This window comes from Polaromonas sp. P1_E12 (genome assembly GCF_056405975.1).
This window is the reverse complement of the sequence record NZ_JBFUBB010000001.1, coordinates 387,017-406,356: the sequence shown is the minus strand read 5'-3', so window position 1 is coordinate 406,356 and position 19,340 is coordinate 387,017. Positions and strand designations below refer to the sequence as shown.

Below are 19,340 nucleotides of genomic sequence, written 5' to 3'. Positions count from 1 at the left end.
TCACTGCGTGTAGCCTGTTCCCCCCTCAGGGGGCGGCGCCTGCGGCCCGGCAAAGCCGGTTCCGCGGCCCCCGCTGGTGAATACGCCGAAGAACCGGCTCTGCGGGAGTTATGCATCAAATCGACCTCTAGCCCATGCAGGACGGGCGCGAGTAGCTACTAATTTGATAGCGCTTGGCATAGGACGCGATGCGTGGGGCCTCATTCATTTGAATCCATTGCCGTTTTTGCGCCGTATCCATTGCGGGACGCGCCCGCACAGGTACACAACAAGGGCGGACGTCCGGTACATGCCGGCCAGCCTGGCCGGTTCACAAAAACCCAGGAGTTCAAAAATGACTTTACGCACAGCCACCGCCTCAGCTTCAGTTCTGCTCGTGTCCTTGCTCGCCGCCTGCGGCAGCATGTCGCCCATGATGCCCACGTACTCGCAAGCCAGCCTGCCTGCCGCCGTGCAGGTACCGGCCGGCAACAAGGTCGCGATGGAGACCGTCGGCGTGGGCGACATCACCTACCAGTGCAATGCCAAAAAAGACATGGCCGGCCAGTTTGAATGGGTCTTTGTCGGCCCCGACGCGAAGCTCAATGACCGCAGCGGCAAGCAGGTCGGCAAATACTACGGCCCGCCGGCCACCTGGGAAAGCATGGACGGCTCCAAACTGACGGCAACGCAAATCGCGGTCGCCCCCGGCGGCATGGGCAACATCCCTTTGCAGCTCGTCAAGGGCAACCCGGCCATGGGCAGCGGCGCCATGAGCGGCGTGACCTACATCCAGCGCGTGGACACCCAGGGCGGCGTTGCGCCCGCCATGCCCTGCGCCGCCGGCAACATGGGCGCCAAACAGGTCGTGAAGTACCAGGCCGGCTACATCTTCTACAAGGCGATGTAAACGCCGGAAAGTGCAGGGAGTTCGCACAGGCACTTCCCGGCGCCCGACACCCTTCACCCGCATCTCCTCAGGGTGAGCCGCCAGCTCTGAAGTCAGGCGGGGCTGGTCTTACGCCCGCAGGCTTGCCGCAAGGCCGGCGCTGCGGGCTTTTTTATGGGCAGTTGGCCTCCTCTTTGGCTGGTTGCGTGACCTGTCTTTTGACATGCCGCCTGAGCTGTCGCGTTTGCCCGCAAACGGTCCGGCCAGGCGCTGGCAACGAGGCTGCGCGGCGTCCTACAGATGTTTACATTTCAGCGGGCTTTACTGGTTAGCGGGCAAAACAACAACCCGAGGAGCCTTCATGAAAAGCACACACAACACCTTTTGGGCCTATAGCAAGAGCGTTGCCGTCACGCTGGCCATGGTCACCGGCACTGCCGCGCTGATCACCGCCTGCTCCGGCGTCGCGCCGCTTCCCAAGGAATACACGCAGGACCCGCTGGACGCATCGGTCAAGGTGCCGCCCGGGCATGTTGTGGCGCTTGAAACCACCGCCAGCGGCCTGCTTCATTACGAGTGCAAGGCCAACGCCGACACGGCCGGCACCATCGGCTGGGTTCTCGTGAGGCCCGAAGCCGACCTGCTGGACCGCACCGGCAAAACCGTCGCGAAATATTCCGGCCCGCCTGCCACCTGGACGCACGTCGACGGCTCCAGCGTCGTCGGCACGCAGGTGGCGCTGGCACCCCGCATAGGCGCCACCAACCTGCCGAACCAGCTTTCCACCGGTGCATCCGGCGCCACGCCCGGCGTCCTGCAAAACATCACCTACATCCAGCGCATCAAGACCAAGGGCGGCCAGGAGCTGGGCAAGGCCTGCACGCAATCCGACCTCGGCGACAAGCTGACAACGTCTTACCAGGCCGACTATATTTTCTGGAAAGCCTCTTGAAGCAGAGCGGCAAACGGAACCCAAAAGCCCGCAGGCCCCTGGTCTGCGGGCTTTTTTTCTGGCGTTGGCAGAATCAATCCGCTACTGAATTTATAGCTGCTCGCGCTGATTCTTATTGGGCTGCAGCCATATTTGGCACCGGGATGGAGCTGCATCACGACATCGGCATTGGCACCGGCATGGAATACCGGCTGGACGCTTCCAATGCGCCATCACCCTACCCGGTGAAACCTGCCGACCTTTGCCCGCACCCATTCTCTTCGGCGTCCTACAGCGGGCCTGGCTTATTGTGTTTTACTGGTGCCTGAGACCATCGCCCCTCACCTGGAACCTGCCGTGAACACCAAAGCCCCTCGCGCTCCCTGCTTCGCCCTGCTGCGAAGCGTGCTCATGGTCACCGGCGCAGTGGGGGTGCTTGGCGCCTGCAGCGTGCGCCTGCCCAACCCCTACAACGCCCAGCAGGCCCTGCCTGAAGCCATACGCGTGCCGGCGGGCCACCAGGCCGTGCTGGAAGCGCAGGGCAAGGGCGACCTCCTGTACGAATGCCAGGCCATCAAACGTGCGCCCTATGAATACGCCTGGCTGCTCCAGACGCCCGGGCTGCGGCTGCAAGACAGTTATGGCCAGACCGTCATGTACTACCCGGGTTTGCGCTCACGCTGGGTGCACAGCGACGGCTCCAAAGTCGCCGCGCGGGAACTGGTCGAAGTGTTCACCGACCGCAGCAGCCTACCGCTGCAGCGGGCCATGGTGAGCCCTTCAGACACCCCGGGTGCCCTCGCCAGCGTCAGCTACATCCAGAGCCGCAGAACAGCGGGCGGGGTTGTGTCGGCCACCCCATGCACCTCCGCCAGCCTGGGCATGCGGGTGTCGGTGCCTTACGAGGCCGACTATGTTTTCTGGCGCCCGGCCGCCTAGTACTGCAACCCACCAACCTTTCAGCGCCCAACAAAAAGCCCGCACGAAGCGGGCTTTTTGTTTGAGGGTTTTGGGGCGTGATTGACCGGCAGGATGCCTTTCAAAACCCCTTAACGATTCTTAGCGATATCCGTGGCCGTGGCCGTGACCATGTCCGCGGCCATGCCCCTGGTAATACACCGGGCGCGGACCATAGTAGCCGCCGTGCCTGGGGCCGTAGTACACAGGCTGCGGTGCGTAATACACCGGTGCAGGCCTGACGTACACAGGGCGCGGCTGGTAGTACACCGGCGCAGGCTGGTAATACACAGGTGCCGGCTGCACATAAACAGGCTGCTGGTACACCGGGTAGGCGTTTGTCACGCCGACCTGCACACCTGGGGCGGCAACCCCTACAGAAAAGGTCACGTTGTCGCGGGCCTGGGCTGCACCGGCAAAGCCGAAGGCGGCCAGGGCCAATGCGGCTGCGGCACCAGCCATGGCGACGGAGCGGTTTGCCTTGAATGCTGTCTTCATATGATCTCCTTAACAGGGCAGGAAATGCCCATGTGTTTATTAAACGCGCCACCCCCGTAACGGCGTACCGCATGCACAGTGAAGAGCGTAGCCAAACGTAACCCCCTAAAATCACTCAATGACCACCCCCGCCCCTGCCTCCGCTCCCGCCGACAAAGAAACCCACAAGCCCAGCAACTTCCTGCGCCAGATCATCGAAAAAGACCTGGCCGAAGGCACTTATGCCAGCCGCCGCTGGGGCGGCAGCCCCGGGGACGCTGCCCACCATGCTGGAGGCCAGCCCGACCCGGCCAAGGTGCGCCTGCGCTTTCCGCCCGAGCCCAACGGCTACTTACATGTGGGCCACGCCAAAAGCATTTGCCTGAACTTCGGCCTGGCGCGTGACTACGGCGGCGTATGCCACCTGCGCTTTGACGACACCAACCCCGAAAAAGAAGACACCGAATACGTCGACAGCATCATTGAAGCCGTCAAGTGGCTGGGCTATGACTGGGCGCAGATCGGCAACGACAAGGGGGGCGACACGCCCTACCAGGCCAGCGACTACTTCGACTTCATGTACCGCGCGGCTGAATATTTGATTGAAAGCGGCAACGCCTACGTTGACGAACAAACCGCCGAAGAAATGCGCCACAACCGCGGCGACTTCGGCCACCCCGGCACCAACAGTCCCTTCCGCGGCCGCACACCCGCTGAAAACCTGGCCCGTTTTCGCGAGATGCGAGACGGCAAGCTGCCCGACGGCGCCGCCGTGCTGCGCGCAAAAATCGACATGGCCTCCCCCAACATCAACATGCGTGACCCGGCCATCTACCGCATACGCCGCGCCCACCACCACAACACGGGCGACAAATGGTGCATTTACCCGATGTACACCTTCGCCCACCCGGTCGAAGACGCACTTGAGCAAATCACCCACAGCATCTGCACGCTCGAGTTTGAAGACCAGCGCCCGTTTTACGACTGGCTGCTCGACCGTTTGGCCGAAGGCAAGCTGATCGCCACACCGCACCCACGCCAGTACGAATTTGCGCGACTGAACCTCACCTACGTGCTCACCAGCAAACGCAAACTCGCGCAGCTGGTGACAGAAAAGCGCGTGAGCGGCTGGGACGACCCGCGCATGCCAACAATAGTCGGCCTGCGCCGCCGCGGCTACACGCCCGAATCGCTGCAACTCTTTGCCGAACGCATAGGCGTGACCAAGAGCGACAGCTGGATCGACTACAGCACGCTCGAAGGCTCGCTGCGCGATACGCTCGACCCGATTGCCCCACGCGCCATGGCCGTGCTCGACCCCGTCAAACTGGTACTGACCAACTGGGACGAAGTCATGGGCGCAGGAAAGCTCGACGATTGCAGCGCCCCGGTTCATCCGCACCACGAAGAGATGGGCAAGCGCCAGTTCAAGATCGGCAAGGAAGTCTGGATTGAGCGCACCGACTACGAAGAAACTCCCCCCAAAGGTTTCTTCCGCCTGTTCCCGCCCCACATCAACGCCAGCAAGCAGGCCATTGCGGGAAGCAAGGTGCGCCTGAAGTACGGCCACGTCATTGAATGCACGGGCGCGGTGAAAGACGCAAACGACAAGGTGACAGAAGTGCACGCCACCTTGATCCCCGACACCAAGAGCGGCACGCCCGGCTCAGACGCCATCAAGGTCAAGGGCGTGATCACCTGGGTGGGCGTGAACGACGCGGTGCAGGCCGAAGTGCGCCTTTATGACCGCCTCTTCACCACCGAACACCCCGGCACCGGCGACAAGGATTTCCACGATGAGTTGAATCCCGACAGCCTCAAGGCAGTGACTGCCTACGTTGAGCCATCACTGACGAATGTGCCCGCCGGTACGCGCTTTCAGTTTGAGCGGCATGGGTACTTTGTGACTGACCTGGTGGATCACTCTGCCAGTAAAGCCGTATTCAATCGGGTCACGGGCATGAAGGACAACTGGGCCAAATAACTGGCAACCCGAAAGACGCAGCGCCAACGAGGCCCCCAAAAAAGCGTCCACAAAACAATTCGAATTACGAGGGAGAATATTTTGAAAATCTGGTTGCATGCCGTGCGCAGCACGATGTTGATGGGCACGCTCGGTCTGTGCGCACTGGCCGCGCACTCCCAGCCGGCGCCTGCTACACAGGGTCCGAACGAAGGCGTCAAGGAAGTGCGGATTTCATCCGACAAATTCGAGCGCCAGGCGGCCCTGCCCAGTTGGGTCGAACCCATCACCAACCTGCCTGCCACGCAAAGCAAGGCACCAGTGGTAACCATACTGGCGGACACGCAGTTCATGGTGGCCGCACAATCCACCAGCTTTGTACACCGGGCCTGGCTGGCCAACACCAATGCCCCGTTGCAGTCGCTGGGCACGATGCAGGTGTCCTTCAACCCCGAATACCAGCGGGCCAAGCTCCATATTTTGCGCATTCACCGCGCAGGCCAGGTTCTTGACAAGCTCGCCACGGCCGAAATCCGCTTCCTTCAGCAGGAAACCGGCCTCGACATGGGCGCCTACAACGGCGAAACCACCGCATCCATCCTGGTTGAGGACCTGCGCGTCGGCGACATACTGGAGATCGCCTACTCCACCATCGGAGCCAACCCGGTCATGGGCAACCGCTTCATTGACTACGCTAGCTGGGACCAGGGCGGCCCGGTTGACCGGCGCCGTGTCACGCTTAACTATCCTTCCGCGCGCAAGATCAATGTGCGTTTTTTGGGCGACCTGAACAAGGACTATCCAAAGCCTGTCGAGTCAGTCAGCGGCGCGATGAAAAAACTCCGTTGGGAACAGCTCGCGCTGCCGGCCGTGGACTTTGAAGCGTCGGTTCCTTCCAGTTTTTATGTGGGCCGCTCCATGCAGTTCTCGGAGTTCCAGAGCTGGGCCGAGGTGTCGGACTGGGCTGATCAGCTGTTCCGTAGCAACGCACCCTTGCCTCCTGAAATCATGCAGGTAGTGCAAACGCTGGGCACCAAGCCCACCATGGACGAGCGCGTCTCCGGTGCACTGCAATGGGTGCAGAACGAAATCCGTTATTTCTCGGTGTCCCTGGGTGAAAGTTCGCACCGCCCCACGCAACCCGCGCTCACCCTGCAGCGCCGCTATGGCGACTGCAAGGACAAGTCATTCATGCTGATCGAGATGCTGCGCGCGCTGGGCATCAAGGCACAGCCGGTGCTGGTGTCCACCCGCTTCCGCGATGGACTGACGAAGATGCTGCCTTCACCTTACGCTTTCGACCACGCCATCGTGCGCGCGGAAGTGGAAGGAAAAACCTATTTTCTCGACCCCACCCTGATCGGCCAAACCGGACGGCTGGACGCGCTAGGCCAGCCGCATGAAGGCTCTGAAGTACTCGTTGTTCAACCCGGCAACAGCAGCTTCACCCGCATCAAGTCAGCTGATTACGCCGCGATCTCCCGCAACGAACTCACCGAAAAAATCACGCTGCCGAAATTTGGCGGCGACGGCACGCTCGAAAGCCAGAACCTCTGGTCGGGCTACAGCGCGGAAATGCGCCGCATCCAGTTGGCCRCCTGGACGACCGAGCAGCGCGACAAGGTGTTTCGCGAGGTATATGAGCGGCTCTATCCCGGCATCCGTTTTTCGGCGCCGCTCCAGGTGCTCGACGACACCGTTAACAACGTCATAACCGTCAAAAACCTCTACATCATTCCCAACCTGGCCATCACGGCCACTGGCGAGTGGGGCGTGCGCTACAGCGCCAGCAACATGGCGGGCATGGTGGTCATGCCGCCGTCAGTCAATCGCACCCAGCCGCTGTCCATGGAAGTCCTGCCGCGCAAGAACCGCTACTCGATCGAGATTGAATTCCCGCCTGAGGTGTCTGTGGTGCGTGACCCCCTCACGCGCTCCGTGCGCGACGACGCCTTTGACTACAAGGTCTCCAGCACCTTTCGCGGCAATCGGGCATCAACCTCCATCGAGCTGGCCGTACTGCAAACCCAGATCGAGGCGTCACGCGTGCCGGCCTATGCGGCCGCCCTGCGCCGCACGGGCGAGATTTTTTACCCCATTGCGGTAGTGCGTAAAGACGACATCAAGGCATCCGGCCTGCTGGGCCTGGGGGCCAAAAACCTGCGCCAGACAATTGAGGACCGCCTGAAAGACCGCATCGGCAAGATCGGCAAAGGTATCGACAGCGGCCGGCTGAGCGGTGACGACCTGGCAAACGCCCTGTGCGAACGCGCCGAAGCACTCACAGACCTCGGCAAACCCGAAGAAGGCCTGAAAGACGCCCAGCTTGCCATCAAGGGCAGCCCCAACTTTTCGCGCGCCTATGCCTGCCGCGGCAATGTGTACTTTGGCCTGCAAGACTACCCCCGCAGCATTGCCGACTACAGCAAGGCCATCTCACTCGGCGACGAAAGCGACCACGTGATGTACCGGCGCGGCCATGCGCGTTTCTACGGCGGCCAGCTTGCGGCAGCGGCAGAAGACTTTGCCAAAGCAAGCCAGTCCAAACAGGCTGATGCAGACGCAGCACTTTATGCAGAGCTGTGGCGCGTATGGACACAAAAGCGGCTGGGCATCACGCCGGACGCCGCACAGCAAGCGCTTGCCAGGGCCAAGCCTGGCGGTGACTGGCCCCGCCCCGCCCTTGCCATGCTGCACGGCCTGATGACGCCCGAACAGGCCCTGGCCACACTCGACAGCAAAAAAGGCGACGAGCGCGACATGGCCCTTGTGGAGGGTTATTTCTATGTTGGCCAGAACTACTATGCCCAGGGCGACAAGACAAAGGCCGCCGAGTTTTTCAACAAGGCCCGCGAAAAAGGCGTCCTCCTCTACATCGAGCACGTCGCAGCGGGCCTGGAGCTGCAACAGATGGGTGTCGCCAAGCCCTAGGCCCACATATGCGCCCATCCCCTTACCCCAAGCGCCTGCGCAATTTTCTGGTGATGACGGGATGGGCGGCATCCCTGCTGGTACCGGCCACCGGTCATGCCCAGTTCGGCCGTTTCGAATTTAGCGACGCAGGCGATTTTTCAGAATCGGCCATCCTGCACGGCGTCAAGGCCACGCAGGCGCAATGCGCAGCCGCCGCCAATACAGTCTGGGCCGCTACGGCCAGCTCGGGCGCTGAATGCCTTAAATACTGGAAGGCCGGTTTTGGCGACCAGCCCGTCAAACGCGCCATCGTGTTCTTTCACGGCGACATCTTTGTAGGCATAGGCAAGACCAGCAAAAACTACCTGGACTTGACCAATGCCCAGTTGCAAAACTTCGCCGACGGTTGGGCCAAAACACTCGGCATGCCCTACATATACATGGGCCGCCCGGGCACCCACGGCTCATCAGGCGACCACATGCAGCGCAGGCGCATTGACGAATCACTCATCATCTCGGCCGCGTTAGACGAGATCAAGAAGCACTACGGCATTGAAGAATGGGTCATCGCCGGACAAAGCGGCGGCGGCCACGTCACCTCGTCCTTGATCACCGAACGTTCAGACATCGTCTGCGCCATCCCCACCTCAGCACCCTCCTCTCCCCGCATCCGCTGGGAAATGATGGGCCGCACCAAAGACACCACCAACTACGCCGATTCCTACGAGCCGTGGAAATTTGTCGCCAAAGACAAGGTCAACCCCAAGCTGCGCGTGTTTGTGCTGGGCAACCCGAATGACAAAAACGTTTTCTGGGCTTCGCAAACCGTGATGGCCGATGCATTGCAGAAAGCGCAGATTCCGGTTCAGGTGCTGCAAGGCGAAGGCAGCGGGCCGGACGCGCATGGTCTCTCCAACTCGTCGCGCATTGTGGCGGGGTGGTGTGCGAAGGATCTAGGGACGGAGGAGATGGTGGCGCGGGCGGGTAAGGGGCTTAAGGGGTAACGATAGGTATGGCTACCAAAGATCAAGCTAGGCTGGTACCGTTAAGGCAGTCCGCAAGTGGCGAGACCCAAGTTGATACAAAAAGGAGGGGATATGGATTTAGCACGCTTTCATAGGGGGATCGAAATAATCGATCAGGATGTGAACCGCATCAATCTGGACACGCGCATACAAGGTCTCATAAACGATCTCAATGCTATCGCGGGGAGTCCTGGAGACACCAATCTCGCCAAAAACTTCAGAGACCATCTAGAGGAACTAAGAGGCCTCTTACAAGAAAGTCCATTGAACAATCCAGATGAAGATTTAGCGCAATTGATAGCAGATTTGGATCTTGAGGAATACCTCGGAGATCCGTTGTTTGATGAGGTGATGGGTGCCATAAATTCAAACCAACTTAGCGCGAACTTGATGGCGACAGCGCTAAACCGGCTAAAAGACAAAACTGTAAAGAAGCTGAACTACATAACCACCATCAACACCGCCTTCAGTGAGTTGGAAGTTGAGTATTTCAAGCTGCCTGAGGGTGACGCAGAGATGCTGATTGATCTACCGGTAGATTACGAAACGAAGACTCTGGATGATCTATCTAAAGAAGCTAAAGACTGGCACCGGATATGTCAGGCCATCTCAGAGACCTTTGATCCAGAGAGAGCTCCGGTGAATGTTCGAACTCTTGCCTCCGGTTCCTGGTTGCTCTACTTGGCAGGAACGGCCACATTCATATTCGGCGTGGCCAAATGTGTGAAGGGCGTCAACTCCATACTGCGAGATCTTATTAAGATGAAATCGCTGTATGCACAGCTGGTCGATTCAGATGCGCCAAAAGATGTTCTAAAGAAACTGGAGACACACAACGCCTCAAAGGTAAAGACAGATCTGGATAAATTAGCGACGAAGTTGGTCTCAGAGTTCTATAAAGGTTCTGACAAGGGCCGAAAAAATGAACTGCGTAACGCCTTATCCGTAGCGCTTCAAAAATTGTCACATAAGCTGGCGGAAGGCGCCAAAGTTGAACTGCGACTGGAGTTACCCAAAAAGCCAAAAATTGCTGAGGGAGTAGAGCCCACTGCAGAGCAGAAAAAACAACTAGTAGCTTTTGATCGTGCGGAAAAAATTCAACTTGAACTGCAATATGCAAAACCGGACATTGATTTTGGCGAGCATAAAGATGCTTTGCAAAAAGCGCTTCCGGCGCCAACCATGGCCAACGATGAAAATTCAAACTGAGTACATCTGAAAGCTACTTCTGTCAGATACCCAGCAATCTCTAGGCCATGACTTCTTATATCGAGTCTCACTGAGAGATGTGCCGACCAACACACCTCTTCAGCTTGATTCGCATGAGGGTACCCACTGAAATTTTTGTTCATAAAACGAACAAGCTCTTATGACCGACTTTGCATCCACTCTTTTAGCCTCAGCAACGATTAGCGGAATATTGACTGCCGTACTGGTTTGGTTGAGTAAAACATGGATTTCGGAACGAATTAAAGATTCAATTCGCCATGAATATGATCGCAAATTAGAAACTCACAAATCACTCCTTGCGACGGAGCAAAGTCAAAATCTGGAGAGAATAAAAGCCGAACTTGGCACGGCAAGTGCCGAGAAAAATGCACGGCGAGACTACGAATATGAAGCAAAGAAGAAACTGTACGAACAGTACGAACCACTGCTCTTTCAACTAGTAGAACAGTGTGAGGACGCATACTACCGAGTAGCAAGTCTGGCTCGTAGCGTCCGTAGCGGAACGCTCACGCCGGATGGGGGATGGCTCGACCACAACGGGTACTACATGTGGTCCACAATTTACAAGTTACTAGCTCCCATTGCCATATTCAAAATAATTCAACGCAAGCTCACTTTCGTTGATTTCAGCGTAGATGAAGGCGTTGCAACTACATATACGCTTGCGAAAATCCTTTCTCAAACGCTTTCAAGTGATTTTGAACTTGCTGGTAGAGAACCGAAAATTCCATATGAGCCTTTGCTAAAAAGCGGGCATCCGAAAATAGAAGGCGATCTTGGATTTGTTCGACGTCAAGGGATTGCACTAGGCAGTTTAGACAACGTATTACACGATTGTTTTCTATCCGAGAATGAGCCCCATACTCTTCGAACATTCGGAGACTTTGAGCGCAACGTGGGAGAGTTACTCAAGCTGAACCCCCAACATGAAATCTCTCTGTTGTTCAATTTATTTCATAAATTTCATCCCAACACTTGCCCTGTGTTGTGGAGAATCATATTGACGCAAGCGCATATATACAGCCTTCTGGTCAACAGGATTGGTACCAAGTCTGATGTACCTTTGCGTGATATCTGGAACGATTTGTCGCTTAGTCCCGAAGAAAATTCCGAGCTTCTTTGGGACAAAAATCTGCACGAACAAAACTCAGAGATCGCAGTTCAATTTCTTCAAAAATACATGAAGCGACTTTATCAAGCTAACTGATAAACGGACCTCTCAATCTTGCAAATGGCAGCACATTCACATGTCTAAATGTGCCTTCAATATGCGGTTTAGTTCAAGCGCAATACGCTAGATAGCCCGAGTTTCTTGCTTGACCGTTGTAATCCATTCATGCCCAAAGCCACCTTCAGCCCCGCCGCAGACCGCAACAAACAGCCCATCCTAGATGTACTGCGCTTGGTCTTACCTGAACGTGGCAACGCGCTAGAAATCGCCTCAGGCACAGGCCAACACGTCGCATGGTTCGCCGCAGCCCTTCCACAATGGACATGGCAGCCCACCGATGCGATGCGCGCCTCCCTGGATTCCATCTCTGCGCGAATCACGGAACAAGGTTTGCGCAATGTGCGCCCTCCTCTGGTGCTCGACGTGATAGCGCCTGAATGGTTGCCAAGTGATCAGCAATTCGACCTGATCTACTGCGCCAACATGCTGCATATCTCGCCTTGGGTGACTTGCGCTGCGTTGATGCAAGGCGCCTCGCGCCATCTAGCGCCGGGCGGCGTACTGGTGACTTACGGGCCATATCTGGAAGACGGTGTATCTACATCTGAAGGCAACCTCAACTTCGACCAAAGCCTGCGCGCGCAAGATCCGTCGTGGGGCATCAGGCGCAGAGAAGATGTAGAGCAGGAAGCCGCGCGCGCCGGCCTGCAGTTGCAAGCCCGGCACGCCATGCCGGCCAACAACCTGCTGCTGGTCTGGGCCAAATCACAGCAGTCGGCAAAACATTAACTGCGGACTCGTCGTCGGAAAACTGAATTCGCTATTATTTTTATAGCTGGTCGCGCTTTCCCATCAAGGGCTGCAGCATGATTTCTCATAATTCTCGTTCTAACCCGGTTAGCGTGGCGATCAGCGGCTTTTCTCAACCGGGTTGGCGGTCAACCAGTTAGCCGGATACGCCCGCATAAACTCCTTGGCCTTTTCCGTGCGGGCGCCCAGCCAGGCGTCGTAGGCGCCCTCGTTCAGAATCGCCAGCATCCGTTTTTCGTTGCCGGGCTGCTGGTATCGGCTCATCAGGGCGTGGCTGTTGGCATTCACTGTGAGGAGTGCGTAGCTGACGATGACTTCGCCATCCGCGCCTGTCCAGCTCTCCCACAGGCCCGCCACACCCATGGGCTCACCGTCCACCCGGGCAATGCGGGTGGGCACGGCCTTGCCGCTGCGCCAATCGTCCTCCATGAAGGCCATCATCGGCACGATGCAGCGCTGCCCGGCCAGCCAGGCATCGCGGAAGTTGCTGGACGTGGTGACGGTTTCCGAGCGGGCATTGACCAGCTTGGTCGAACGCAGTTTGGCGTCTGACGCCGACTTGACCCAGCGCGGCACCAGGCCAAACTGCCCGGCCACCAGCTCATGCGAAAGCAGCGCTCGCGCGGGCTGTTCAGCGCCTATGGGCTCATCAACCTCTGCGGCTTTATCAGTTTTGATCGCGCGGATAAAAACACCCGGCTTGCGCGGCCATACATTGCGTTCCACGGGCGAAGCCGGGGCGGCCACCCTGAAGGCATCGGTATAAAGCGTGGCGGTTTTGATGCTCTCGTATTGGGTACTCATGCGGCGATGCTATCGCAGTGCCGCTACCAGGGCATGGTCCAATGACACCCATGCCCAGCCCCAGCCTCCCCCCGCCCACCGCAACCGGCATGCCGCCGCGCCTGATCTGCTTTAACAAGCCCTACGGCGTGCTGAGCCAGTTCACGCCCGAAGGCCGCTGGCGCGGGTTGAAAGATTTCATTGCAGTGCCCGAGGTGTATGTGGCCGGCCGGCTGGACGCGGACAGTGAAGGCCTGCTCCTGCTGACGAGCGACGGCGCGCTGCAGGCGCGCATCAGTGACCCACGCTTCAAGATGGAAAAGATCTATTGGGTGCAGGTTGAAGGCGTGCCCGACGAGGCCGCGCTGGCCGCACTGCGCCAGGGCGTGCAACTCAACGACGGCATGACGCGCCTCGCCAACGCGCGCCTGATCGGCACACCACCGGGCCTGTGGGAGCGTGAGCCGCCCGTGCGCGTGCGCAAGGCAATCCCCACCACGTGGCTGGAACTGGGAATTCGCGAGGGGCGCAATCGCCAGGTGCGGCGAATGACGGCCGCGGTGGGCTTTCCGACCTTGCGCCTGATTCGTGCTTCCATCGGCCCTTATGCGCTGCAGGGCCTGACGCAGGGCAGCTGGCGTGAAGAGACAGAGCAGGCCGAAACCAGCTGAGGCGTTTGCCCTTTGGGTGAGGCGGTGGCACGGCACATGGCAGCCGAAGACAGGAAGGGCAGCTTGGACGGAATAGCCTTACTTTGCGTTGTTACCCTGCTTAAGTCGGACATGCAGATGCACCCCACCGGACCCCTCATTTGCAACTTCCTTGACTTCAAGATAGGGTTGCTTTCGCATCAACTCGCCCAGCTTGGAAAAGCCATAGTTACGGGGATCAAACGAGGGCTGGTTCTTGGTCATTTGGCTACCCACAGGCCCCAACGCTGCCCAACCGTCTTCGCGGGTGACGGCACCCAATGCGGCAAGCACCATCGGCTTTAGCGCAGGCAGGGCGGGAACCTCTTCAACTTTCCCGCCTTTTTCTTCCGCCACCTCGGACCGCAGAATTTCCGTGTAGATAAATTTGTCGCACGCAGCCACAAAAGCTTCTGGGGTTTTTCTTTCACCAAAGCCATAGACGACCAGGCCTGCCTCGCGAACGCGTGTAGCCAGGCGGGTGAAATCACTGTCGGAAGAAACCAGGCAAAAACCGTCAACACTGCCTGCATGCAGCACGTCCATGGCGTCGATGATGAGCGAGGAGTCTGTGGAATTTTTCCCGCTGGTGTAGCTGAATTGCTGGATGGGCTGAATCGCCATCTTGTGCAGTGTGTCCTTCCAGCCCTTCAGGTTGGTCGTGGTCCAGTCCCCGTAAGCCCGCTTGATAGTGGCAGTGCCGTACCGGGAGACTTCCGCTAATAGCTCCTGGATGACAGCGGCCTGGGCGTTATCCGCGTCAATCAACACCGCCAGTCGCTTGTTGTCCTGAACCGCCATGCCTGCTCCCGGTTGTTTTGGCTCATCGTACTAGAAGAACCCTTTTTGGACCTCGACCTCGTAGGCCCCAAGCCACCGTAAAGCTACGACCGCAGAATCTTCTCCATCGCCTTTCCTTTGGCAAGCTCATCAATCAGCTTGTCCAGCCAGCGAATCTTCTGCATCAGCGGGTCTTCGACCTCTTCTACTCGAACACCGCAGACCACGCCCTTGATCAGCGACACGTTCGGATGCATGGCGGGGGCCAGGGCGAAGAAAGTTTCGAAATCGTTTTGCTGTTTGATTTGCTTGTCCAGCCCCTTTTGGTCATAACCGGTCAGCCAGCAGATGATCTGGTCGACTTCTTCTTTGGTGCGGCCTTTGCGTTCGGCTTTTTGAACCAACATCGGGTAGACCTTGGCAAAAGCCATTGTGAAAATCTTGTGCTTGAGCATCGTCATTCCTTCTGCAAAGCGGCTATGCCTCTGCCTCCAGCGAGGCCTTCAACCGGCCCAGTGCCTGGTCCCACTGCTGGGCAATCAGGTCGAGTGAGCGGCGGGCTTCGTCGAGCTGCTGTGGGTCAAACTGCCACAGGCGCTCTCGCCCCACTTTGACGTGATGCACCAGCCCCGCGTCGGCCAGCACATGCAGGTGCTTGGTTACGGCCTGACGGGTGATGTCGGTGGTGGAGGTGAGCTGGGCAATTGACACGGCGCCGCCCACGCAGAGCACCGCCACCAGCCGCAGGCGGGTTTCGTCGCCCAAGGCGGCGAAGACGCCTGCGGGGCCGGGCTGGGGGGTCAAGACTTCAGAGGTTTTAGTGCGAGGTGACATATTTCTGGATATTGTCCAACTGGCCTTCCCAGCCGCCGGTGTTCATGCGAATGGCTTCTGCCCGGCGGGCCACGGGAATCTTGTCAAAGCCTGATTCGGCCACGCTGAGCAGGGTGCCCTTGCCGGTGTCTTTGAGGGTGAACTCGACCAGCGTGGTGGGCTCTTTCGAATAGTCGATGGCCGGGTCTACCGCGTAGGGGTGCCAGCGGTAAGAGAACAGCTTTTCGGGCTCTATCCGCTCAATGAGCACGTCAAACAGCACATGCTCATAGCCCGGAATGGTGATGTGGCCCTGCACCTGCTGGCCGGCAATAAAGTTTTTGCCCTTGAGCGCCACGCCGAACCAGCCGCCAAATTCTTCGGCGTTCACCAGCGCGCGCCAGACCCGTGACACGGGGGCGTTGATCAAGGTGCTGCGTTCGATGCGGTCTGTGGATGAAGACGATGTCGTTGATGAAGTCATATGCAATCTCCTGGTTGCATTAATTATGCGCAAGCCAATTCAAAACCGCAACAAAATGGTTGCATTAATTTGCAACCATTTTTATCGCCGGCGATAAATTGCAACCGGATGGTGAAAACTGCACGCTAAATACTTAACCAGCGCGTGAGAGCGCTACAGGCCTCAAAGTGGTTCGCCGATCGAGATTCCCCAAGGACGCGTGAAAGTGGCCCTGGAGCCCGGCTATTTGGCCGATGGTTTGTTCAGCGTCGCGGCTTCGCGTATCAATGCCTTCAGCGCTTTCTCATCGATCTTGTCGCCCTCATGAAAGTCAATGGCGCGGCGGGTGTTGCCTTCGAGGCTGGAGTTGAAGAGGCTTGAAGGGTCTTCCATCTTTGCGCCTTTGGGGAAGGTCAGCTTCACGGCCTTCTTGTAGGTCTCGCCGGTGCAGAGGATGCCATCTTTAGACCAGACGGGAACGCTCCACTTCCATTCCTCGACCACATGGGGAACAGCCTGCGTGACGATGGCCCGCACGCGGGCGAGCGTCTCGCCGCGCCAGTCATCGAGGCCTTTGATCTTTGCGTCTATCAACTCAGATGCTGAGCCTGATTCTTTTGCTTCAGCCGGCGCACTTTTGGTTTTGTTCATGTTGTTGCTCCATTCATCATGTCTGGTGTTTGCTCACATCTTTTCGCCGGGCAACTGGCTGGCTTGCTTCACCCAGTCGGTTAGCTGCGCTTCGTCGAAGGGGTCGTCTTCATGGATGTCGAGGTAGCGCGTGTCTTTGCTTTTCGACTCACCAGGCGGAACAGGGCGCAGCGACGTGCCGCGAAAGAAAGCCACCTTGACGTACTTCGTGAAGCAATGGACGCTGAGGAACCAGCCTTGGTCCGCCACACCGTAGAAGGGCGAGTTCCATTTGACGGCCTTGTGCACACCGGGAACGGTGCGCACGATGAGCGCGTCAAGGCGTTGCCCGATGTCGCGCTTCCACCCCGGCATGGCCGCGATGTAGGCCTGCACGGGCGCGTCGCCCTCGCCTTTGGGGATCTGCGGGTTGCCGCCTGCGAGCAGGGCCGGCTTGCCTGCCTTTGCCGGCACCCTGCTCGCATCGGGCTTCTTTTTGGCCATTGCATTCATCTCAATGCCTCGCGTTGAAGACCTGGGCGGTCAACCTGCCCGCGCCAGAACCTGTTCGAGCTTGGCAAAGAATTGCGGCCAGCCGTGCTTGGCGCCCTGGTAGGCCTGCTCCTGGTCCAGCCGGAAGCCCGACTGCTCCATGCGCAGGTGTGTGCCCGTGCTTGTGGGGGTAAGTGTCCAGGTGACGATGCTTTCAAGGCCATAGGCGGCCCAGGTGTAAGACAGCGTTTTGTCGGGCTCGATGGCCAGAACCTGGCATTCGACAGCGCCCCAGTCTGCGCGCAGGCTGAAACGCTGGTCCATGACGGGTTTGAAGTCGTTCTTCATGAGCCACTCTTCGATCAGGTGCGGCTGCGTGAGGGCGCGCCAGATTTTTTCGGGCGGGTAAGGGATCTCGCGCTCGACGACGACAGCGCGTGTTTCAGTGGAGGCCGTAGTGGTGTCAAGGGTTGTGGTGTTGCTCATTGGTCCATCCTTTTCAAAAGTGATTCGAGATGATCGATGCGGTCGTTCCAGAAGGCGCCATAAAAACTCACCCAGTCGCGCAGGACTGAAAGCGCCAGCGGCTGGGCGCTGTAATGCGTTTCGCGGCCCTCACGCCTGTCGTCAACCAGCCTTGCCTGTTTCAGGATGCGCAGGTGCTTGGACACCGCCGGCTGCGACACGCCCGCGCGGTCTGTCAGCGCACGCACGGTTTGCGCCCCGTCCTGGGCCAGGCGCTCAAAAATCGCCCGGCGTGTCGGGTCGGCCAGGGCTTTGAAAACTTCGTTGGCAACCTCGTTGGAAACTGTTTGCATGCCTAAATCATAACCATATGGTTATTGGTTTGTCAACCCACCCTGCATCCAGAAAGTGAAAGCCCCGGGGATTTAGCCCCGTCAACCTCAGCGTGACCTGAGCGTGACAACCCGTTGCCATCATGGAAGGCAGTTCATGAACGCCGACATTCAACAATGCCGCCTTTCTCTGACAGACAAACGCTTGCGATGCGTGCCAAATGGGTTTCAAGCGCCGCCGTCCGGGGGCGCATAACGACCCCTGCCAGGAGATAGCCATGCCCCAGTTCGCCATGATTACCGGTGACGTGACTTACACACCGGGTGACGGTACGCCCATCGAGATCCCGCGTGTGCGCGTGGAAGTTGCGCTGGAGCCGGACAGCGCCACGCTCAGCTGGGACGCCGGCGACGGTGTTGCCGCCGTCACAGCGATTCCGCGCATCCAGTTTGACGACTACGTGAGCAAAGGAAAAATCACGCTCACGCAGTAAGCGCCGCGGCGCCGCAATAATCGACTCCATGCCTGTCAGCTCCTCACGCTCCACTTTCCTGCCTTTCTTGCCATCCCTGCAGCCCTCCCCGCCTACCCGCCGCTCAGTGCTGCTGGCGGGCGCGGGTTTGCTGGCCCTGCCTGCCTCATGCCTTGCCGCGGCACCGGCGCCCTCCGGCGTCTGGCCCAACGCGTCGCAGGTTCCCGGCGGCATTGCCCGGCTGCCGCTGGGCCCGGCGGCGGTGCGGCCTGTGGCGCAGTCAGGTGGCGTGCCCTTGCTGGTGCTGGGTGACCCTGCGGGATGGACCGCGCTGGTGGGCATTGCGCTGTCTGCAGAACCCGGCGAGGCGAGCATCTCGGTGGTGGCCCCTGACGGCAGCCAGCAGCAGCTTGCCTACACGGTGGCGCCCAAGCACTACCTTGAGCAGCGCCTCAAAGTAGCGCCCGGCACAGTAGATTTGTCGCCCGAAGACCAGGCGCGCTACGAGCGGGAACGCGCGCACCAGGAAGTGGTGATGGCGACCTTCAGCGAGCCTTTGCCGCAACAGCCACTGCGCATGCAGGTGCCGGTGCCGGGGCGCCGCTCCAGCTCGTTCGGGCTGCGCCGCGTCTTCAACGGGCACTCGCGCAACCCGCACAGCGGCATGGACATCGCCGCCGCCACGGGCACGCCGGTGGTGGCGCCGCTGCCCGCCCGCGTCATTGACACGGGCGACTATTTCTTCAACGGCAACACGGTGTGGCTGGACCACGGCGGCGGCTTGCTGAGCATGATGTGCCACCTGAGTGCGATTGGCGTGGCCGTTGGCGACACACTGAAGACGGGCGAGCGCCTTGGCGCCGTGGGCGCCACAGGCCGCGTCACCGGGCCGCACCTGCACTGGGGCGTGATGCTGAACCGCGCCATGGTGGACCCGGCGCTGTTTCTGGGGGCCCGGGCAGGCGGCGAGTAGCCGACAGGTTATTTAAGGGAAAAGTGGCCACAGCCCAATAGGATATTGCGCAAGCAGCTATTAAAAACGTAGCACCTCCACACCAAAACCGGCTGTAACTGA

At 59.0% G+C, this 19,340-nt stretch carries 22 protein-coding genes; 12 read left to right on the top strand and 10 right to left on the bottom strand.

Features of this window, described 5'->3' with window-relative positions:
* The first annotated feature begins 334 nt into the window (after positions 1–334).
* The 3 genes from AC1D13_RS01970 (at position 335) to AC1D13_RS01960 (ending at position 2,738) form a co-directional block, all read left to right on the top strand.
* The gene (locus tag AC1D13_RS01970) at positions 335–889 is read left to right on the top strand and encodes a DUF3455 domain-containing protein (protein ID WP_477688852.1); all 555 of its coding nucleotides are present in this window, start codon (positions 335–337) and stop codon (positions 887–889) included.
* 340 nt (positions 890–1,229) lie between these two features.
* Complete coding sequence (locus AC1D13_RS01965; protein WP_477688851.1) at positions 1,230–1,820, top strand: DUF3455 domain-containing protein; 591 nt, start codon at positions 1,230–1,232, stop codon at positions 1,818–1,820.
* A 336-nt stretch (positions 1,821–2,156) separates the two neighbouring features.
* Positions 2,157–2,738, top strand: a complete 582-nt coding sequence (locus AC1D13_RS01960) for a DUF3455 domain-containing protein (protein ID WP_477688850.1) — start codon at positions 2,157–2,159, stop codon at positions 2,736–2,738.
* A gap of 120 nt (positions 2,739–2,858) precedes the next feature.
* Here the strand turns inward: AC1D13_RS01960 and AC1D13_RS01955 are convergent, their stop codons facing one another.
* Entirely contained in the window at positions 2,859–3,254 is a 396-nt protein-coding gene (locus AC1D13_RS01955) for a hypothetical protein (protein WP_477688849.1), read from the bottom strand.
* A 118-nt stretch (positions 3,255–3,372) separates the two neighbouring features.
* On the opposite strand from AC1D13_RS01955, the gene AC1D13_RS01950 reads away from it, so the two are divergent.
* The 6 genes from AC1D13_RS01950 to AC1D13_RS01925 all read left to right on the top strand — a co-directional run bounded on the left by AC1D13_RS01950 (position 3,373) and on the right by AC1D13_RS01925 (position 12,324).
* Positions 3,373–5,217 carry a glutamine--tRNA ligase/YqeY domain fusion protein gene (locus AC1D13_RS01950; RefSeq protein ID WP_477688848.1) on the top strand — a complete coding sequence of 615 codons (1,845 nt, stop codon included), beginning with the start codon at positions 3,373–3,375 and terminating at the stop codon, positions 5,215–5,217.
* Positions 5,218–5,298: 81 nt separating this feature from the next.
* Positions 5,299–8,127, top strand: a complete 2,829-nt coding sequence (locus AC1D13_RS01945; protein ID WP_477688847.1) for a DUF3857 domain-containing protein — start codon at positions 5,299–5,301, stop codon at positions 8,125–8,127.
* An 8-nt stretch (positions 8,128–8,135) separates the two neighbouring features.
* Positions 8,136–9,113: an alpha/beta hydrolase family protein gene (locus AC1D13_RS01940; RefSeq protein WP_477688846.1), complete on the top strand. Its 978-nt coding sequence runs from the start codon at positions 8,136–8,138 to the stop codon at positions 9,111–9,113.
* Between the two features lie 93 nt (positions 9,114–9,206).
* Positions 9,207–10,343 carry a hypothetical protein gene (locus AC1D13_RS01935; protein WP_477688845.1) on the top strand — a complete coding sequence of 379 codons (1,137 nt, stop codon included), beginning with the start codon at positions 9,207–9,209 and terminating at the stop codon, positions 10,341–10,343.
* A gap of 160 nt (positions 10,344–10,503) precedes the next feature.
* Positions 10,504–11,571 (top strand): hypothetical protein, encoded by a 1,068-nt coding sequence (locus AC1D13_RS01930; protein ID WP_477688844.1) that lies wholly within the window; start codon positions 10,504–10,506, stop codon positions 11,569–11,571.
* 129 nt (positions 11,572–11,700) lie between these two features.
* Positions 11,701–12,324 carry a DUF938 domain-containing protein gene (locus tag AC1D13_RS01925; protein ID WP_477688843.1) on the top strand — a complete coding sequence of 208 codons (624 nt, stop codon included), beginning with the start codon at positions 11,701–11,703 and terminating at the stop codon, positions 12,322–12,324.
* Between the two features lie 120 nt (positions 12,325–12,444).
* On the opposite strand, the gene AC1D13_RS01920 is transcribed toward AC1D13_RS01925, so the two are convergent.
* Positions 12,445–13,149 carry an SOS response-associated peptidase gene (locus AC1D13_RS01920; protein WP_477688842.1) on the bottom strand — a complete coding sequence of 235 codons (705 nt, stop codon included), beginning with the start codon at positions 13,147–13,149 and terminating at the stop codon, positions 12,445–12,447.
* Between the two features lie 50 nt (positions 13,150–13,199).
* Between AC1D13_RS01920 and AC1D13_RS01915 the strand changes: the two genes are divergently transcribed.
* Positions 13,200–13,799 (top strand): pseudouridine synthase, encoded by a 600-nt coding sequence (locus AC1D13_RS01915; protein WP_477688841.1) that lies wholly within the window; start codon positions 13,200–13,202, stop codon positions 13,797–13,799.
* A 78-nt stretch (positions 13,800–13,877) separates the two neighbouring features.
* On the opposite strand, the gene AC1D13_RS01910 is transcribed toward AC1D13_RS01915, so the two are convergent.
* From AC1D13_RS01910 to AC1D13_RS01875, 8 genes are all read right to left on the bottom strand, one after another.
* Positions 13,878–14,618: an NYN domain-containing protein gene (locus tag AC1D13_RS01910; RefSeq protein WP_477688840.1), complete on the bottom strand. Its 741-nt coding sequence runs from the start codon at positions 14,616–14,618 to the stop codon at positions 13,878–13,880.
* 83 nt (positions 14,619–14,701) lie between these two features.
* Positions 14,702–15,052, bottom strand: a complete 351-nt coding sequence (locus AC1D13_RS01905; RefSeq protein WP_477688839.1) for a DUF2200 domain-containing protein — start codon at positions 15,050–15,052, stop codon at positions 14,702–14,704.
* 22 nt (positions 15,053–15,074) lie between these two features.
* Positions 15,075–15,401 (bottom strand): ArsR/SmtB family transcription factor, encoded by a 327-nt coding sequence (locus tag AC1D13_RS01900; RefSeq protein ID WP_457279142.1) that lies wholly within the window; start codon positions 15,399–15,401, stop codon positions 15,075–15,077.
* Between the two features lie 13 nt (positions 15,402–15,414).
* A complete protein-coding gene (locus AC1D13_RS01895) occupies positions 15,415–15,894 on the bottom strand; it encodes an SRPBCC family protein (protein ID WP_477688838.1) in 480 nt (159 codons plus the stop codon).
* Between the two features lie 222 nt (positions 15,895–16,116).
* Positions 16,117–16,524, bottom strand: coding sequence for a DUF1801 domain-containing protein (locus AC1D13_RS01890; protein WP_477688837.1), 408 nt, complete (start codon positions 16,522–16,524; stop codon positions 16,117–16,119).
* A gap of 33 nt (positions 16,525–16,557) precedes the next feature.
* A complete protein-coding gene (locus tag AC1D13_RS01885; protein WP_477689136.1) occupies positions 16,558–17,007 on the bottom strand; it encodes a DUF1801 domain-containing protein in 450 nt (149 codons plus the stop codon).
* Between the two features lie 39 nt (positions 17,008–17,046).
* Positions 17,047–17,481, bottom strand: a complete 435-nt coding sequence (locus AC1D13_RS01880) for an SRPBCC family protein (protein WP_477688836.1) — start codon at positions 17,479–17,481, stop codon at positions 17,047–17,049.
* Entirely contained in the window at positions 17,478–17,813 is a 336-nt protein-coding gene (locus tag AC1D13_RS01875; RefSeq protein WP_457279147.1) for an ArsR/SmtB family transcription factor, read from the bottom strand. Before AC1D13_RS01875 ends, AC1D13_RS01880 begins: the two co-directional genes overlap by 4 nt.
* 257 nt (positions 17,814–18,070) lie before the next feature.
* Between AC1D13_RS01875 and AC1D13_RS01870 the strand changes: the two genes are divergently transcribed.
* Both AC1D13_RS01870 and AC1D13_RS01865 read left to right on the top strand, forming a co-directional pair.
* The gene (locus AC1D13_RS01870) at positions 18,071–18,286 is read left to right on the top strand and encodes a hypothetical protein (RefSeq protein ID WP_457279148.1); all 216 of its coding nucleotides are present in this window, start codon (positions 18,071–18,073) and stop codon (positions 18,284–18,286) included.
* 28 nt (positions 18,287–18,314) lie between these two features.
* Positions 18,315–19,238, top strand: a complete 924-nt coding sequence (locus AC1D13_RS01865; RefSeq protein ID WP_477688835.1) for a peptidoglycan DD-metalloendopeptidase family protein — start codon at positions 18,315–18,317, stop codon at positions 19,236–19,238.
* Positions 19,239–19,340 lie beyond the last annotated feature (102 nt).

Bases quoted from the DNA above. Each gene is read 5' to 3' on its own strand.
- AC1D13_RS01910 (WP_477688840.1), bottom strand. From the start codon at position 14,618: ATGGCGGTTCAGGACAACAAGCGACTGGCGGTGTTGATTGACGCGGAT.
- AC1D13_RS01925 (WP_477688843.1), top strand. From the start codon at position 11,701: ATGCCCAAAGCCACCTTCAGCCCCGCCGCAGACCGCAACAAACAGCCC.
- AC1D13_RS01920 (WP_477688842.1), bottom strand. From the start codon at position 13,149: ATGAGTACCCAATACGAGAGCATCAAAACCGCCACGCTTTATACCGAT.
- AC1D13_RS01940 (WP_477688846.1), top strand. From the start codon at position 8,136: ATGCGCCCATCCCCTTACCCCAAGCGCCTGCGCAATTTTCTGGTGATG.
- AC1D13_RS01950 (WP_477688848.1), top strand. From the start codon at position 3,373: ATGACCACCCCCGCCCCTGCCTCCGCTCCCGCCGACAAAGAAACCCAC.
- AC1D13_RS01895 (WP_477688838.1), bottom strand. From the start codon at position 15,894: ATGACTTCATCAACGACATCGTCTTCATCCACAGACCGCATCGAACGC.
- AC1D13_RS01965 (WP_477688851.1), top strand. From the start codon at position 1,230: ATGAAAAGCACACACAACACCTTTTGGGCCTATAGCAAGAGCGTTGCC.
- AC1D13_RS01930 (WP_477688844.1), top strand. From the start codon at position 10,504: ATGACCGACTTTGCATCCACTCTTTTAGCCTCAGCAACGATTAGCGGA.
- AC1D13_RS01865 (WP_477688835.1), top strand. From the start codon at position 18,315: ATGCCTGTCAGCTCCTCACGCTCCACTTTCCTGCCTTTCTTGCCATCC.
- AC1D13_RS01970 (WP_477688852.1), top strand. From the start codon at position 335: ATGACTTTACGCACAGCCACCGCCTCAGCTTCAGTTCTGCTCGTGTCC.
- AC1D13_RS01890 (WP_477688837.1), bottom strand. From the start codon at position 16,524: ATGAACAAAACCAAAAGTGCGCCGGCTGAAGCAAAAGAATCAGGCTCA.
- AC1D13_RS01905 (WP_477688839.1), bottom strand. From the start codon at position 15,052: ATGCTCAAGCACAAGATTTTCACAATGGCTTTTGCCAAGGTCTACCCG.
- AC1D13_RS01885 (WP_477689136.1), bottom strand. From the start codon at position 17,007: ATGGCCAAAAAGAAGCCCGATGCGAGCAGGGTGCCGGCAAAGGCAGGC.
- AC1D13_RS01915 (WP_477688841.1), top strand. From the start codon at position 13,200: ATGCCCAGCCCCAGCCTCCCCCCGCCCACCGCAACCGGCATGCCGCCG.
- AC1D13_RS01935 (WP_477688845.1), top strand. From the start codon at position 9,207: ATGGATTTAGCACGCTTTCATAGGGGGATCGAAATAATCGATCAGGAT.
- AC1D13_RS01870 (WP_457279148.1), top strand. From the start codon at position 18,071: ATGCCCCAGTTCGCCATGATTACCGGTGACGTGACTTACACACCGGGT.
- AC1D13_RS01955 (WP_477688849.1), bottom strand. From the start codon at position 3,254: ATGAAGACAGCATTCAAGGCAAACCGCTCCGTCGCCATGGCTGGTGCC.
- AC1D13_RS01875 (WP_457279147.1), bottom strand. From the start codon at position 17,813: ATGCAAACAGTTTCCAACGAGGTTGCCAACGAAGTTTTCAAAGCCCTG.
- AC1D13_RS01880 (WP_477688836.1), bottom strand. From the start codon at position 17,481: ATGAGCAACACCACAACCCTTGACACCACTACGGCCTCCACTGAAACA.